Origin of the sequence: Paractinoplanes rhizophilus (genome assembly GCF_042664765.1) — a bacterium.
Classification (GTDB): domain Bacteria; phylum Actinomycetota; class Actinomycetes; order Mycobacteriales; family Micromonosporaceae; genus Actinoplanes; species Actinoplanes rhizophilus.
In genome coordinates this window covers 41,324-56,924 of sequence record NZ_JBHTBJ010000045.1, presented here as the reverse complement: position 1 = coordinate 56,924, position 15,601 = coordinate 41,324, and the positions used below count along the sequence as shown (strand labels likewise).

10 protein-coding genes are annotated in these 15,601 nt (G+C 70.3%); 1 reads left to right on the top strand and 9 read right to left on the bottom strand.

What is annotated here, in order from left to right; translation table 11 throughout:
• Both ACFQS1_RS35045 and ACFQS1_RS35040 read right to left on the bottom strand, forming a co-directional pair.
• Positions 1–865 (bottom strand): cellulose binding domain-containing protein (locus ACFQS1_RS35045; protein WP_378976316.1); only part of this gene is annotated, 865 nt, incomplete at its 3' end.
• A 4-nt stretch (positions 866–869) separates the two neighbouring features.
• Positions 870–2,243 (bottom strand): glycoside hydrolase family 10 protein, encoded by a 1,374-nt coding sequence (locus ACFQS1_RS35040; RefSeq protein WP_378976315.1) that lies wholly within the window; start codon positions 2,241–2,243, stop codon positions 870–872.
• Between the two features lie 531 nt (positions 2,244–2,774).
• Here ACFQS1_RS35040 and ACFQS1_RS35035 point away from each other — a divergent pair.
• Positions 2,775–4,202 carry an endo-1,4-beta-xylanase gene (locus tag ACFQS1_RS35035; protein WP_378976314.1) on the top strand — a complete coding sequence of 476 codons (1,428 nt, stop codon included), beginning with the start codon at positions 2,775–2,777 and terminating at the stop codon, positions 4,200–4,202.
• A gap of 84 nt (positions 4,203–4,286) precedes the next feature.
• Here the strand turns inward: ACFQS1_RS35035 and ACFQS1_RS35030 are convergent, their stop codons facing one another.
• From ACFQS1_RS35030 to ACFQS1_RS35000, 7 genes are all read right to left on the bottom strand, one after another.
• Complete coding sequence (locus tag ACFQS1_RS35030; protein ID WP_378976313.1) at positions 4,287–5,360, bottom strand: HAMP domain-containing sensor histidine kinase; 1,074 nt, start codon at positions 5,358–5,360, stop codon at positions 4,287–4,289.
• Entirely contained in the window at positions 5,357–6,028 is a 672-nt protein-coding gene (locus ACFQS1_RS35025) for a response regulator transcription factor (RefSeq protein WP_378976312.1), read from the bottom strand. Before ACFQS1_RS35025 ends, ACFQS1_RS35030 begins: the two co-directional genes overlap by 4 nt.
• A 9-nt stretch (positions 6,029–6,037) precedes the next feature.
• Positions 6,038–7,717, bottom strand: a complete 1,680-nt coding sequence (locus tag ACFQS1_RS35020) for a serine hydrolase domain-containing protein (protein WP_378976311.1) — start codon at positions 7,715–7,717, stop codon at positions 6,038–6,040.
• Between the two features lie 168 nt (positions 7,718–7,885).
• Entirely contained in the window at positions 7,886–10,282 is a 2,397-nt protein-coding gene (locus ACFQS1_RS35015; RefSeq protein WP_378976310.1) for a ricin-type beta-trefoil lectin domain protein, read from the bottom strand.
• 32 nt (positions 10,283–10,314) lie between these two features.
• Complete coding sequence (locus ACFQS1_RS35010) at positions 10,315–12,285, bottom strand: alpha-L-fucosidase (protein ID WP_378976309.1); 1,971 nt, start codon at positions 12,283–12,285, stop codon at positions 10,315–10,317.
• Between the two features lie 12 nt (positions 12,286–12,297).
• Complete coding sequence (locus ACFQS1_RS35005; RefSeq protein ID WP_378976308.1) at positions 12,298–13,749, bottom strand: arabinofuranosidase catalytic domain-containing protein; 1,452 nt, start codon at positions 13,747–13,749, stop codon at positions 12,298–12,300.
• Positions 13,750–13,777: 28 nt separating this feature from the next.
• Positions 13,778–15,589: a family 43 glycosylhydrolase gene (locus ACFQS1_RS35000; RefSeq protein WP_378976307.1), complete on the bottom strand. Its 1,812-nt coding sequence runs from the start codon at positions 15,587–15,589 to the stop codon at positions 13,778–13,780.
• Positions 15,590–15,601: the final 12 nt, after the last annotated feature.

Here is a 15,601-nt window from a genome sequence, read left to right as displayed (position 1 = left end):
GGGCCTTCTTCGCCCAGCCGCCGCTGACCGACGCCGACGTGTACACGTAGGTGCGGTTGAACTCGGTGCAGCCCAGCCAGTAATAGGTGCTGTTGCTCGGCCGGTAGTTGAACGCCGACGCCCAGATGCCCTTGACGTACGCGCGGCCACCGCTGAGGTCGTAGGCGGCGGAGTCGAAGTCCAGCCGGGGCACCGAATGCCCGGCGTACTCCCAGTTCACCAGATCGTAGGAACGCAGAATCGGCGCTCCCGGCGAGTAGTGCATGGTCGAGGCGGAGTAGTAGTAGACGTCGCCGACCCGGATGATGTCCCCGTCGGCGAAGTCCTGCCACACCACCGGATTGCTGAAGGTCGTCGGCGCCGGCGGAGTGGTCGGATCACTGGGCGTCGGGCTCACGGTCGGCGTCACACTCGCAGTCGGCGTCGGGCTCGCGGTCTGCGTCGGACCCGTGGTCGGCACCGTACCCGTGCAGGCCACCCCGTTGAGGCTGAACGCGGTCGGCGCCGGGTTGCTGGACGTCCAGCTTCCGTTGAAGCCGAAGTTCACCGTGCCGCCGGTGGCGATGGCGCCGTTGTAGTCGGCGTTGGCGACGCTCACCTGGGCGCCCGACTGGGTCACCGTCCCGCTCCACAGCTGCGTCACGGTCTGGCCGGCGGCGAAGGTCCAGGACAGTCGCCAGCCGTTGAGCGGGTCGCCGAGGTTGGTGATGGTCACCCCGGCGCCGAAGCCGCCCTGCCACTGGTTGGTCACCGTGTAGGTGACCTGGCATCCCGCGGCAGCCGAGGCGCTGGTGGCGACCGCGGTCACGCCGGTGGCGACGGCGATCGTGAGGGCGGATGCCAGCCAGGTCTGTCTGCTGCGCATCGGATCACCCGGCCGAGCAGGTCGGGGTGGCGGTCGGCCCGGCGCCGGTGCCCTGGAATCCGAACTCGGCGTTGCCGCCGGCCGGGATCTGGCCGTTGTAGCTCACGTTGCGGAAGCTGACCGTGCCCGTCGTGGCGCTGTTGGTGGCGCTCCAGGTGTTGGTGACCGCGCTGCCGGACGGCAGGGCCACCGTGACCGTCCAGCCGTTGACCGCGGCCGAGCCGGCGGTCACCCGGATGTTGGCGACATAGCCGCCGTTCCAGGAGTTGAGCGTGATGCTCGCGGCGCAGGCCCCGGACGGCGGGTTGCTCGTCGGGCTGGTGGTGGGCGGAGTGGTCGGGACGGTGGTGGGCGGGGTGGTCGGGTTGGTGGGGCCGCCGGCGTTGAGGGCGTTCAGCACCGACGTGTACGCGGCCTTCTTGTTGCCCGAGGAGTCGAACAGCAGCGGGTTCTCGCCGGTGCGCCAGGAGTCGCTGTCGCGGATGCCCCAGACCGTGATGCCGCCGCACCGGGACACCGCCATGCACGCCCGGGTCACCGCGGCGTAGACGTTCGCCTGGTTGCCGCCCTGGGCGACGTCGAGCTCGGTGATCTGCACCTCGACCCCGAGGTCGGCGAAGCGCTGCAGGTTGGCCTGGTAGTCACCGGGGATGCTGGTGCCCAGATGCGACTGGAAACCGACACAGTCGATCGGCACGCCCCGCGACTTGAAGTCGCGGACCATGTTGTACACGCCGGTGCTCTTCGCGTTCACGCCGTCGGTGTTGTAGTCGTTGTAGCAGAGCTTCGCGGCCGGGTCGGCGGCCCGGGCGGCGCGGAACGCGGCCTCGATCCAGTCGTTGCCGGTGCGCTGCAGGTTGGAGTCGCGGCGCCCGCCGCTGCCGCCGTCGGCGAAGGCTTCGTTCACCACGTCCCAGGCGTAGATCTTGCCCTTGTAGTGGGTGGCGACCTGGGTGACGTGGTTGATGGCGGCGTTGCGCAGCGCGCTGCCCGAGAGACCTTGCGCCCAGGACGGCTGCTGCTGGTGCCACAGCAGGGCGTGCCCGCGGATCTTGGCGCCCATCGAGATGCCCTGGTTGAGGATCCGATCGCCGTTGGTGAAGGTGAACCGGCCCTGGGACGGCTCGGTGGCGTCCCACTTCATCTCGTTCTCCGGAGTCACGGAGTTGAACTCGCGGTTGAGGATGCCGGTGTAGGTGCCGTCGCCGAGCTTGCCGGCCGCGATCGCCGCGCCGAAGTAGCGGCCGGTCTGCGCTGCCGAGGCGCCGAGCGTGGAGGCCGCGTCGGCGGGGCCGATCACGGCCACGCTCGCCGCGACGACGACCGCGGCCGCGGCCGAGGCGAGCAGGACGACACGACCTGGCTTGGGGATGGACATGAGGAGGCAACCCTTCGGGGACAGGCAGGGGATTCTCAGGACAGGGGGATAGTGAACGTTAACAGCGTGATGTCCCGCACGTTACGGGAGCGCTCCCATAGATTCAAGTGAATGCCATGCCGTCAACGGCCGGCCGGGTTCATAACAACAATTCAGTAGGAATCCAAAGATCTTCAGATCCCGTAACTTTCGGTCACCGGCCGCCCGGTCACGCCGCGCAACGGACCGGTAGCGGCGATCAAAGCACGTGTTACTCGGTCAGGGCACCGCTGGAAGTTTCCGGAAGTTCTCCGGAAACTATTGTTTCGGGAGTGTTGCCGTGCCAGCATGACGTGCAATTGAAGTACATCGCTATCCCGTCCGGGCGGCGCAATACCCCTCATTCCCCCTCGCACGCATGGCGGCCGCGGTCCACCGGCGTGCGGCGCTCGGCCGCGGGTGCGCGAATCGAGAAAGGACGCCATTGTGGCAACCAGTTCCCCTGCCCATTCCCCCGGCTCCCCGGGGAGTCGATCGCTGCGCTTGCGATCGATGATCTTCGGTAGCGTCGCCGCCGTCGCGGTAGCGGGTGTCGTGATGGTGATGCCGGACGCGAACGCCGCGGCGAGCACGTTGGGTGCGGCGGCGGCGCAGTCGGGCCGGTATTTCGGTACGGCGATCGCGGCGGGCCGGCTCGGCGATTCGACGTATTCGACGATCGCGGGTCGTGAGTTCAACATGATCACGGCTGAGAACGAGATGAAGCCGGACGCGACCGAGCCGCAGCGGGGTCAGTTCAACTTCAGTTCCGGGGATCAGATCTACAACTGGGCGACGCAGCGGGGGTTGAAGGTCCGCGGGCACACCCTGGCCTGGCATGCGCAGCAGCCGAGTTGGTGGGGCAGTCTGTCCGGGTCCAGCTTGCGGCAGGCGATGATCGACCACATCAACGGGGTGATGGCCCATTACAAGGGCAAGCTGGCGTATTGGGATGTGGTGAACGAGGCGTTCAACGAGGACGGCTCGCGCCGTAACTCGAACCTGCAGAACACCGGTAACGACTGGATCGAGGTGGCGTTCCGTACCGCCCGGGCCGCGGATCCGTCGGTGAAGCTGTGTTACAACGACTACAACATTGAGAACTGGTCGTACGGTAAGACGCAGGGTGTGTACCGGATGATCCAGGACTTCAAGTCCCGGGGGGTGCCGATCGACTGTGTCGGCCTGCAGACGCATTTCACCGGGGGTAGCTCGCTGCCGGGTAACTTCCAGCAGACCCTGTCCAGCTTCGCCGCGCTCGGTGTGGACGTCGCGCTGACCGAGGTGGACGTGACGAACGCGTCGACCAGCCAGTACCAGGGGTTGACCCAGGCGTGTATGAACGTGCCGCGGTGTGTGGGTATCACCGTGTGGGGCGTGCGTGACAGCGACTCCTGGCGCTCGAACGAGAGCCCGCTGCTGTTCGACGGTGGCGGTAACAAGAAGGCCGCGTACAACTCGGTCCTCAACGCCCTCAACGCCGCCGGGCCCACCAGCCCGACGACCCCGCCGACCACGGGGCCGACGACCCAGCCCACGACCCCGCCCACGACGCCGCCGGCCACCACGTCCGGACGGATCGTCGGCGCCCAGTCCGGCCGGTGCATCGACGTGCCGAACTCCTCGCACAACAACGGCACCCGGGTCCAGCTCTACGACTGCCACAACCAGAGCAACCAGCAGTGGGCGTACACCTCGAGCAAGCAACTGACCGTGTACGGCAACATGTGCCTGGACGCGGCCGGCTCGGGCAACGCCTCGGCGGTGCAGATCTACAGCTGCAACGGGCAGAGCAACCAGCAGTGGAACCTCAACTCCAACGGCACCATCACCGGCGTGCAGTCCGGCCGCTGCCTCGACGTCTGGGGCACCGGCAACGGCCAGCAGGTCCAGATCTACGACTGCAACGGCCAGGCCAACCAGCGGTTCAGCCTGACCTGACGCGGACGCGTCGACGGCGGTGTGGCGGCAACGGCCGCCACACCGCTCGTCATTTCCGGACCTCCCCGAGCCGGACCTACGGACCTACCCGAGCCGGGCCTCCCCGAGCCGCAAGGTCAGGCGGAACACCGCGCCGTCGCCGCTCGGGCCGGGCGAGGTCACCGTGAGACTTCCGCCGTGCGCCTCGGCGATCTGGCGCGCGATCGGCAGGCCGAGGCCGTGGCCGGGACGCGCGTCCCCCCGCCAGAATCGCTCGAAGACCCGCTGATGCTGATCCGCCGGGATGCCGGGACCGTGATCGGTGACGGTTATCGCGGCCATCGGCCCGCTCGGCCCGACGTGCACCTCGATCGCGGATCCCACCGGCGCGTGCTGCACCGCGTTGTCCAGAACGTTGGCGACGGCCCGCCGCACCGTGGACTCCTCCACCGGGCAGACGACCGGGTCCGGCGCCTCGACCACCACCCGCACGCCCTTCGCCGCGGCCAGCAGCCGGGCGTCCCCCACAAGATCACCGACGACGCGTACGAGGTCGGCCGGCGACCGGGTGATGCTCCGGGCCCGGCCGCGGGCGTCGACGAGCAGCTCCGCGAGCGTCCGCTGAAGCCGCTCGGCGGCGGCGCGCGACCGTTGCATGCCCTGCCGATACACCTCCTCCGTCGGCGCGGGATGCGCCAGCACGACCTCGGCGTTGGTCATCAGCACGGCCAGGGGCAGGCGCAGTTCGTGGTTGGTCTCCTCGATCAGCCGGCGCTGCGTCTCGGCGGCGGCTTCCAGCCGGTCGAGCATGGCGTCGAAGCTGGCCGCCAGCGCGGTGACCTCGGTCGGCCCGTGGCGCAGCCCGATGCGGCGGCCGAGATCGGTGGCCTCGATGTCCTCCGCGACCGCCCGCACCTGGTGCAGGGGACGGACGGCGCGCCCGGCCCACCACCACGCCAGCGCGGCGGCCGCCGGCCCCAGAACGATCACCGTGCCCAGCGGCCAGCCGGCGCGGCTGACATGCGAGGCGACCTCCGGCGCCCCGCCGTCGCGGACCGTGCTGGTCACCTCGGTGTCGGTGGCCAGCACCACGCCGAACAGCAGAAGCGCCGGCGTGTAGATGGCGAGGAACCCGAGCGTGGCCAGGCGGACCCGCAGGGACCGCCAGCGGCACCTCACGGCCGCGCCCGCAGCTGATAGCCGACGTTCGGGATGGTGACGATCGGCGCCGGCTCCCCCAGCTTGCGGCGCAGCCGGCTGAGGATGACCCGCACCGAGGCGGTGAACGGGTTCGCGTTCGCGTCCCACACGTGCTCCAGCAGATCCTCGGTGGACAGCACCGTGCCCGGGTGGAGCATGAAGTAGCGCAGCAGCGAGAACTCGCGCGGGGTGAGGGCGAGCGGAACGCCCGCGCGCCACGCCTCGTGCGTGCTCGGATCCAGGGTCAGCTCCCCCACGCGCAACTCGATGCCCTCCTCGACCCCCCGGCGGGCCAGCGCCCGGACCCGGGCGGTCAGCTCGCTGAAGTGGAACGGCTTGACCAGATAGTCGTCGGCGCCGGCGTCGAGTCCCGCGACCCGGTCGGCGACCGCGTCGCGAGCGGTCAGCACGATCAACCGGCGGGGCCGGCGCAGCTCCGCGTCCGCGCCCAGCCGGCGCACGAGCTCGAGCCCGTCCGCGTCGGGCAGGCCGAGGTCGAGACACACCAGGTCGTACGTCGTGATCCGGAGGTGCTCCTCGGCCTCGGCGCCGGTGGCCGCGAGGTCGGTGGCGTAGGACTCGTTGCGCAGGCCCATGGCGATCAGCTCGGCCAGCTCGGCGTCGTCCTCCACGACCAGGATGCGCACGTCGCCGCCTCAACCGGCCCGGCGCGCCGACGTGGTGGCGCCGTCCGGGCGGTACACCGTCAGGAGGCCGTCGGCGATGCGGACGCTCACCGCCGGGCCCACGCCGGCCGGGTCGTCCGGCCGGTACCGGTTGTCGCCGGAGGGCAGCAGGCGCAACGTCGGCGGCTCGTCGGCCGGCACCTCGGCGGCCTCCACCCCACCCTCCTCGTTCAGCGCGTACCAGCCGAGGACGGGTTTCCCGCGCGACACGACCGAAACGTACGTCCGGATCTCGCCCTCGTGTGCGGTCGTCCCGGCCAACGTTACCCGGTCGATCGGCCCGATCCCCTTCTCGAACGCCGCGCGTTCCCGGCGTCCTTCCCGGGTCTCCCCGGCCAGCAGCCGGCGCACCAGCTCCTCGTGCGCGCGCAGCCGACTCGCCGGGACGCCGGGCGGCGGCGGGAACAGCGCGGTCACCGCGTCGGCTCCGACTGCGGCGACGGCCAACCGCCCGTCCCGCACGCCGACCTCAAATGACCCTCCGGTGCTCAGTCGATAGGCGCCCACCGCCGCGGCCGGATCCGCGGCGCCGGCCGGCGCCGGGGGCGCGGGCAGCGGCCGGCCGGTCGCGATCGCCGGCCCCACCGCCCGCAGCAGGTCCTCCGCGGAGATCTTGAGCTGGTTGGACATGATCGCGACAACCCGCTGCCGCCGCGGCAACCAGACGACCACGGCGTTGTGCCCGACGTCGCCGCCACCGCCGGCGGCGGTCAGGAACGGCTCTCCGTACCGGGTCGCGTCGAAGGCGACCCAGCCCGGCGTCTCGCCGCGGTGGGCGTCGATGGGCCGGCCCGCGGTGGCGATGGCGGCCGTGGCGGCGGCCGACACGATCCGGCCGGTGAACAGCGCGCGCGTCCACGCGGCCAGGTCGCCGGCGGTCATGGCGAGGCCGCCGTTGCCCTCGGTCGCCCAGAACGGTCCGGCGAACCGGCCGCCGTCGGCGCGGCTGCCGTCCGCCCGGTAACCGGCCGCCCGCGGCCCGGGCGCGGCCGGTTGCCCGTTCCAGAAGCCGCCGGCCGTCCGCCCGCGGGGCAGGCGCAAAACACGCGACGCGAGGTAATCGCGGTAACCCGATCCGGAGACCGCCTCCACGATCAGGGCCAGCAGCGTGTAGCCGGCGTTGGAGTACAGGTACTTCACGCCCGGCGGTGCGGCCGTCTCCAGCCGGCCGATCGCCGTCAGCGCCTGCCGCGCGGTCATCGGCTGGGTGTCGCCGGCGTGCGTGCCCTTCAGCCCGCTGGTGTGCAGCAGCAGCTGGCGAACGGTGGCCGCCCGGACCGGGCCGGTCAGTTCCGGCAGCAGGTCGCCGGCCCGGTCGTCCAGCTTCAGCCGGCCCTCGTCGGCGAGGGCGAGGACGGCCGCGGCGGTGACGGCCTTGCTGATCGAGCCGATGTCGAAGACCGTGTCGATGCGGTTCGGCGTGTTCTCGTCGGCCGACCCGTAGGCGGCCAGGCAGTCGATCGTGTCACCGGTCGAGACGGCGATCGAGCCGCTGAAGCCGGCCACCGCCCACGCGCTGAGCGACGAGTCCAGGTCGCGGGGGCAGGACGGCGGCGTGGCCGAGGGCGCGGACGGATCCGGCCCGGGGACGTCCTGGGTGCACGCGGTCAGCAGGAGAAGGGCCGCCAGGGTGGCGAGTTGCTTTCTCATGGGACCGGACGGTATTGAGCCGCGGGTAAACGGGCTGCGAACGAGAGTGTGGCCGGGGCCAGGAATCCCCCTGCATGGATTCCCGGCCCCGGGGCTGTACCACTACCGGCGCCTGGTCCTCCGGACGGCGCGGAGAACCCGGGCTGTGTCGCCGCCATCAGCGGCCGGTCAGGTTCTGATCCATTGCTGGTTGCTGCCGCCGTTGCAGGTCCACAGCTCCACGGCCGCGCCGTTGGTGGTGGCCGCGCCGGTCACGTCCAGGCACAGGCCGGACTGGACGCCGGTGATGGTGCCGTCGGCGTTGATCCGCCACTGCTGGTTGGTGCCGCCGTTGCAGGACCAGATCTGGATCCGGGTGCCGCTGGCGGCGCTCGGCGCGTCGAGGCACTTGTTGCCGTAGACGGTGAGCTGGTTGCTGGAGGTCGGGGTCCACTTCTGGTTGGCGCCGCCGTTGCAGTCCCAGATCTGCACGACCGCCCCGTCGGACTGACTCTGCCCGTTGACGTCCAGGCACCGGTTCGAGCCCGCCCCGCGGATCTCGCCGGTGGGGGCGGGCCCGGCGAGCGGGGTGATCGACAGGTTGTCGAACTGGGCGGTCACGCCCTGGCCGGTGGCGTAGCCGATCTGCCCGGCGACCCAGGCCGAGTCGGACACGCTGCCGACGGTGGTGCCGTCGATCGCGGCGGTCAGGGTGCTGCCGTTGAGCGTGAGCGCCAGCTTGTGCCAGCGGCCGGTGCCCAGGGCCGAGATGGTGCCGCTCGCCAGGGTCCGCTGGTTGCCGCTGGTGTTGTTGCTGCGCAGCGACCACGCCCCATTGTCGGCCACCCGCAGGTAGTACGCGTTGAGGTTCTGCGGGCCCTCGTGGTTGTAGTTGGTGGCCCGGCCGACGAGCTGGACGTAGCCGGATTTCTCCAGCATGACGTCCGTGGAGACGGTGTAGTTGCGCCAGCCGAGATCGCCCAGCAGGGCGAACGGCTCGGCGTGGCCCGACGTCCAGAAGATCGGCGCCTGCTCCGACATCTGGCGTACGCATCGGCCGGACCGGCCGCCGCCGCACGTGACCACCTCGAACGAGCCCTGGTGGTCCATCAGGTATTTGGCTTCCCGGCCGGGCTGGTAGCCGTCGAAGTCGTCGCCGTAGGGCAGGGCGAGGCTGCCCTGCGCCGATCCGGCCGCGGTGCCCTTGCCCTGGCCGGTGGTGGTGGTGATGCTGTAGACGTAGCCGGGCTGGACCGTCAGCGAGAACGTCCCGTTCGAGGGGGTGATGTCGCTGCGCTTGACGAAGTGGTCGGCCGGGTTGCTGGACCGGACGTTGGTCGACCACACGTGGACGGTCCCGGTCGACAACCCGCCGGTGACGGTGAACGTGAGGTCCTGCGCCGAGCCGGCGTCCATCGTCTCGATCACGGTGCTGTAGTCGCTGTTGTTGGGCGACTTCAGCGAGACGTAGCTGCCGTTGCCGCGGTTGCCGCCGAGGTAGCCGCTGGCGCTGTCCAGATACCGCCAGCCCGGCGCGGTGAACTGGGTGGTCTGGGCCATCACCCAGGCGTTCTTGCCGATCGAGTAGTAGCCCGACCAGGGCTGCGGCGCCACCGCGAGACCCGTGGTGCTCCACGGGACGTTCGGCGTGATCGCGGCGAGGACCGGCCAGTTGATGTACGCGGTCATCTTGCCGTCGATGTAGTCGCGGTTGATGCCGCGGGCCAGCGCGTTCGCGCCGGCGTTGTAGTCGTCGGAGCCGTTCTCGCTGGCCCACAGCGCCTTGCCGGAGTTCACGGCGTTCGTCGAGCTGGGACAGTTGGTCTGCGCGCTGCGATACCCGCAGACGTAGTGGCTGCCGAACACCGCCACCGCGTTGGCGAACCCGGAATCGCGCTGCGCGTCGTCCGCCGAGCCCCAGCCGAACTCGTCCGACGCCACGATCTTCACGTTGGCGTACCCGCGCGAGTTCAGCGCCGAGCGCAGGTTCTTGTACCAGGTCACATCCCGGCCACGCTCGTTCCAGCCGCCGAGATAGTCGATCGTCAGGCCGTGCGAGGCGGCGCAGCCGAGCCAGGCGACCAGATAGTCGATCGAGTCGCTGGACCAGAAGTTGCCGTTGCCGATCCAGCCCGGCGCGCCCCAGGCCAGCCCGACCAGCTTGATGCCGGGGTTGCGGGCCTTCGCCTCGCCCATCAGCCACCATTCGTACCCGCGATCGCAGTTCACCGCGCCGCGGGTGTGCTCGTGGCTCGGCTCGGCGCCGGAGGTCGAGTTGGTGTCACCGCCGATCTCCACCTTCATGATCTGCATCGCCGCGCCGTAGCCCGGCTTGAACAGGTAATCGAGGATCTGGCCGCGCTGCGGCTCCGGGTAGTCGATCAGCAGGCGGCTGTTGCCGCCGCCCCCGCTGATCGCCCCGACGCCGTCGAACACCCGGCCGCCGGAGGTGCCGTTGATGGTGATCGCGGTCGCGGCCTGCGCCGGCGCCGGGAAGGCGACCAGCGCGCTCGACAACGCGAGCACCAGCGCGGCCACCGCGGACCAGCCACGGTACCGCCGTGCCGGGCCTGGGGATGGGATCATGAGCCGGTTTCCCTTCTACCGGACGCGGCTGGTCAGACCGCGGTGATCGTCCACTGGAGGTTGGTGCTGGAGTCGGGCGCCCAGAGCTTCACCGGCGCGCCGACCGTGTTGACGCCGCCGCTGTCGAGGGCAGTGCCGGTGGTGCGGTTGATGATCTGCCAGCGCCCGCCGCCCATGTCGTTGAGCCGCCACTGCTGGTTGTTCCCGCCGTTCCAGGTCCACTCGATCGCCAGGGCGCCGTTGGCGGAGTTGCCGCCGCTGTCGGCCACCAGTCCGTTGGTCCGGTTGACCAGGCGGTACCAGCCGCTGCCCAGCGCCACCAGCTGCCAGTGCAGGTTGGTGCTGCCGTCGTAGTTCCACTGCTTGAGCCGGGAGCCGGACGCGACGTTGCCGCCGCCGTCCAGGACCAGGCCCGTGGTGACGTTGGTGATCCTGGTCCAGCCGGTGGGCAGGCCGCCGCCGCCGGATCCCAGCGCCGGGATGGCCCCGGAGAAGGTCAGCTTCAGCACGTACGCCGGGGCGCTGTACGGGGCGCTGGACGGCAGCGTGACGTGCAGGCCGCCGCCGTCCTGGGTGCGGGCCGGCAGGTCGACATAGCTGCCGGCGGTGCTGCCCAGCAACTGCACCGAGGTCAGCGTGCCGAGGTTGATCCGGTTGGCGTTCAGGGTGGTGAGGTGCGCGGTGCCGCCGGGCCAGCCGAGCATCGTGGCGTACAGGACGCGGTTGTCCTTGCTGCGGGTGAAGCGGATGTCCTGTGCCGTCCCGGTGCGCGGCGACTGGAAGGTGCCGCCGCCCATCTGGGTGGGCCCCTCGCCGAAGGCGGTCCAGGCCCGGGTGGCGTAGATCGACTCGCCGAAGCGCTTCAGGTAGTCGCCGATGCCGCGCAGGATCGTCTGCTGCCCGGACGGGATGGTGCCGTCGGCCATCGGCGCGATGTTCAGCACCATGTTGCCGTTCTTGCTCACCCGGTCGATGAGCGCGTGCAGCAGCGCGTTGGTGGAGTAGTAGCCGATGCCGACCGTGTAACACCAGCTCGAACTGCTGATGCTGTCGTCGGTGAGCCAGTACGGGGTCTGGATGCCGGCCGGCCCGCCGCGCTCGAAGTCGAAGACCTCGCCGCGGTTGTTGAAGCCGTCCTTGTAGGTCGCGACCACCTCCTTGTCCCACGCGACCGCGCGGTTGAAGTAGTACGCCAGGAAGTCCAGCCGCCGCGACTCGGGCAGCTGGGTGAGGTTGAAGTCCTGCCAGATGATGTCCGGCTGGTAGCCGTCGACGATCTCGCGCAGCTTGTCGTACCAGAGCTGCTGCTCGGCGGCGGCGCCCAGCTGGCCGTACAACTTGCGCAGGCCGGCGTCCGACTGGCTGGGCACCCATTGGTAGTAGCCGGTGAAGTTGTACGCGTGGTGCATCGCGACCATGAGCTTGAGGCCCTTGCCGCGGATCGCGTCGGCGTGCAGGCGCAGCAGGTCCAGCCGCGGACCCCGGGCCACCGAGTTCCACTCGTTGACGCTGCTGTTCCACATCGAGAAGCCGTCGTGGTGCTCGGCCACCGGCCCGGCGAACCGCGCTCCGGCGTCGGCGAACAACTGGGCCCACGCGCCGGGATCGAAGGCGCCGCCGGCCGAGACGAGCTTGGGCGCGAACTGCACCCAGTTGCCGGCCTTGTCGCGCGCGCCGTTGATGAAGTTGTGGTACGGCCACGCGGACGGATCGCCGTACACGGCCTTGTGGTGGTTGTTCTCGTTGGAGCCGTTGTTGTACATGTTGCGCGGGTACCACTCGTTGCCGTAGGCGGGCACGCTGAACGCGCCCCAGTGGTAGTAGATCCCGAACTTCGCGTCCTGGAACCACTCCGGCGCCGGCGGATGCTGGTCGACCGACGACCAGCTGGCCGAGTAACCGGACGGGCCGGGGATGGCGGCGAGGGCCGGCGTCGCGCGCAGCAGTCCGGTCGCCGCCGCGGCGGTGATGAGGGACCGCCTTGTGATGTGGTGGGGGGCCATGCTTTCCTCCGTTCAGCGGTAGCCGGCGGCGACGATGTTGGCGTGGACGGCGTTCTCGGTGGCGTCGGACGGGTAGCCGGCGACCATGGCGCCCTCGTAGAAGGTCCCGGCGCTCAGGTTCGCGCCGCCGTCCGGCTTGCAGCAGTCGCCACCGCTGCCGAGGACGATCGCGCCCTGCTTCTTCATCGGGCTGTATCCCGGCGGGAGCGAGCCGTCCCAGAGCGTGACGAGGCTGCCGGACTGCGCGTCGCTGCCCTTGATCGCGAACCGCGACGTTCCGTTGTTCTTCAGCGTCGCCGTCACGAACTTGCTCGTGAAGGCGCGCTGGTTGGGGTTCCACGAGGTGCTGCCGCCCGGGTAGAGGCCCCACTCGAGGTCGGCCTGCACCCACGGGCCACTGCCCGAACAGCCGCCGAACCAGCACTGCTTGCCGAAGTTGATGGCGTCCATCGCGCCGGCGGCGTCGGCCTTGCGGGTGGTCTCGCTGTTGCCGTAGTCGAAGCAGCAGCCGCTGTTGACGTGGGTGCCGCTGGTGACCATGTACATCCCCTCGGGCGCGCTGCCGGTGGGGATTCCGGTCGAGTGCCCGTCCCGCCAGTAGCTGTTGCCGGGGTTGATGTACAGCGAGTACGCCTTGGCGCCGCCGATGCTCAGCGACTCGGTGGTCGCGACCGCGGGCTTGCTCTGCGGCGACCCGGGCACCACGGAGGAGCCCTGGTACCACAGGTCGTTGCCGCGGCCGGACTGGTCGTACACGACCGTGATCACGCAGGTGGTGCCGCCGCAGAAGGAGTCCTGGGCCGCCGCGTCGGCCGCCCCGGCGCTGAGCGTGCCGATGTTCCGGGTGGCGTTGTCGGACGAGCGCCGCACCTGGTAGAGGTTGCCGCGGTACGAGCTGTAGAGCGCTCGCACGGTGCTGTGCGCGGCCACGCACGGGGTGCCGCCGGCGGCGTACAGGTCGCACGGCCCGCCGGTCGCGGTCGAGGTGCCCTGGCTCCACCGCTGGTTGCTCTGGCCGTTGCAGGACCAGAGGATGATCTTGGTGCCGTTGGCGGTGGCCGCCCCGTTGGCGTCGACGCAGAGGCCGGACTGCACGCCGGTGATGGTGCCGTCGGCGTTGACGTTCCACTGCTGGTTGGTCTGGCCGTTGCAGTCCCAGATGATGACGGCGGTGCCGTTGGTGGTGCCGCGGCCGGACGCGTCGAGGCACTTGTTGCCGTACACGGTCAGTTGTTTGGTGGTGGTGTAGGTCCACGACTGGTTGGCCGCGCCGGAGCAGTCGTAGAGCTGGGTCTGGACGCCGTTGGCGGTGCTGGAGTTCGGGACGTCGACGCAGCGTCCCGAGGCCGCGCCGACGATGCGGGCAGGCGTGCCGACCACGGCGGCCGACGCGGCTTGCTGGGTGATGGCGACGGTCGTGGCCGCGAGGATGAGGCTCAGCGCGGTACCGACGATATGGCGCACGTTTCCTCCGAAGGTGGGTGGGACGGCGCTAGCGCAGCGACACGTCGTCGAGGTAGTAGCCGTCGGTGCCGGAGTCGGTCTCGACGTAGAACGTGGCGCCCGACAGGGTGCCGCTCCACGACGGGGTCGCGGTGCCGGACAGCTGGGTCCAGCCGCCCGTGCCGACCGTCGTCGACGGGGTCAGCGCGAGGTAGCTGGTGGAGCCGCCGGCCGTGATCGCCAGCGTGGCGCGCATCGACGGCGTGCCGCTCTGCGCCCGGACCCACGCGGTGGCGGTGTACGTCTTGCCGTTCGTCAGTCGCGACGTCACGTCCTGGGCGATGCCGTTCCACGAAGCCGTGCGGCCGCTGATCGCCAGGGACCGGCTGCCGCCGTGCGCCTGGCTCGTGTTCGACGTGAGCGTTCCGGAGCCGAACACCTTCCAGCCGGTGGCGCCGTTCTCGGTGTCGCCGTTGGTGATCGCGTCGGTGGTGACCGCCGAACCGCTGAACTGCCACCAGTTCACGTTGAACAGCGAGCCGCTGCCGCCGGTGAACCGCAGGTACAGGTCCTGCGTGCCGGAGGCCCCGTTGACCGGGCAGGTGACGGTCGTCCAGGTCTGCCAGCCGCCGGTGCCGGGCACCGAGCAGGTCCCGACCAGGTTGCCGGTGGGGCTGCCGAGCCGGAGCTCGATGGTGCCGCCGGAGGTGGCCGAGGCGACCCGCGCCGAGAACGACGTGGCCCCGCCGCCGAACGCGACGCCCTTCACCTTGATGTAGTCGCCGTTGTCGATGTAGCCGACGTCCATGCCGCCCTCGCTCGCGGCCTCCGTCTCGACCCCGCTCTCCCAGGCGATGGTCTCGGCCTCCTGGCGCACGTACGGGTTGAGCGTGCCGACCTGCGGCGCTCCCCCGGTCGTCATGGTGATCGTCGGGATGGTGCCGTCGGCGTTGTAGTTGAACTTCTCCACCGCCACCGACCGGGTGAAGCCGCCGCCGCCGGGGAGCGCGCCGTTGTGGTAGAAGAAGTACGACCCGCCGTTGAAGTCGATCACGCCCGGGTGGTTGGTGAAGCTGCTGCCCTGGGTGGGCATGATCGTGCCGCGGTAGGTCCACGGTCCGGTCGGGCCGGGCGCGGTCGAGTAGCCGATGAACTCCGAGCAGCACTTCGCCGCGAAGACGATGTAGTACAGCCCGTTGCGCTTGTAGACCCACGGCCCTTCTTCGAACAGGGTCGGCCGGCTGGCGTCGCCGCTGCGGCTGCCGAAGCCGGCGGTGGTCAGCTGGATCTTGGTGGGGCTGCCCGAGTACGAGGTCATGTCGGAGTTGAGCCGGACGTACCACAGATCGGGGTTTCCCCAGTAGAGGTAGGCCTGGCCGTCGTCGTCGATGAACACGGTCGGGTCGATCTGGCCGTTGCTGACCAGCGGGCGCCCGATCGCGTCGGTGAACGGGCCGGTCGGGCTGTTCGAGACGGCCACGCCGATGCCCATCTGCCCGGTGGCGCGCACGGTCATCGGCACGTACCAGTAGAACTTGCCGTTGCGGTAGACGGTCTGCCCGGCCCAGGCGTTGTCGCTGGCCCAGCTGAAGCTGGCCAGGTTGAGCGGCGAGCCGTGGTCGGTCCAGTTGACCATGTCGGCCGACGACCAGACCCGCCACTCCTTCATCGTGAACCAGGTCGAGTTGTCCTCGTCGTGTCCGGTGTAGAGGTAGACGCGGCCGTTGTAGACCAGCGGCGCGGGATCGGCGGTGTAGATGGTCTGCACGATCGGGTTGTCGGCGCGCGCCGCCGGCGCGAGCAGGGCGGCCAGGCCCAGCATCGCGACCGTCAGGAGGCTGCCGATGAGTTTCGAGCGCATGGGAACTCCTCG

What these genes read in the sequence shown, in the direction of transcription:
- ACFQS1_RS35035 (WP_378976314.1), top strand. Translation starts at nt 2,775, where the DNA reads ATGATCTTCGGTAGCGTCGCCGCCGTCGCGGTAGCGGGTGTCGTGATG.
- ACFQS1_RS35010 (WP_378976309.1), bottom strand. Translation starts at nt 12,285, where the DNA reads ATGGCCCCCCACCACATCACAAGGCGGTCCCTCATCACCGCCGCGGCG.
- ACFQS1_RS35020 (WP_378976311.1), bottom strand. Translation starts at nt 7,717, where the DNA reads ATGAGAAAGCAACTCGCCACCCTGGCGGCCCTTCTCCTGCTGACCGCG.
- ACFQS1_RS35000 (WP_378976307.1), bottom strand. Translation starts at nt 15,589, where the DNA reads ATGCGCTCGAAACTCATCGGCAGCCTCCTGACGGTCGCGATGCTGGGC.
- ACFQS1_RS35040 (WP_378976315.1), bottom strand. Translation starts at nt 2,243, where the DNA reads ATGTCCATCCCCAAGCCAGGTCGTGTCGTCCTGCTCGCCTCGGCCGCG.
- ACFQS1_RS35015 (WP_378976310.1), bottom strand. Translation starts at nt 10,282, where the DNA reads ATGATCCCATCCCCAGGCCCGGCACGGCGGTACCGTGGCTGGTCCGCG.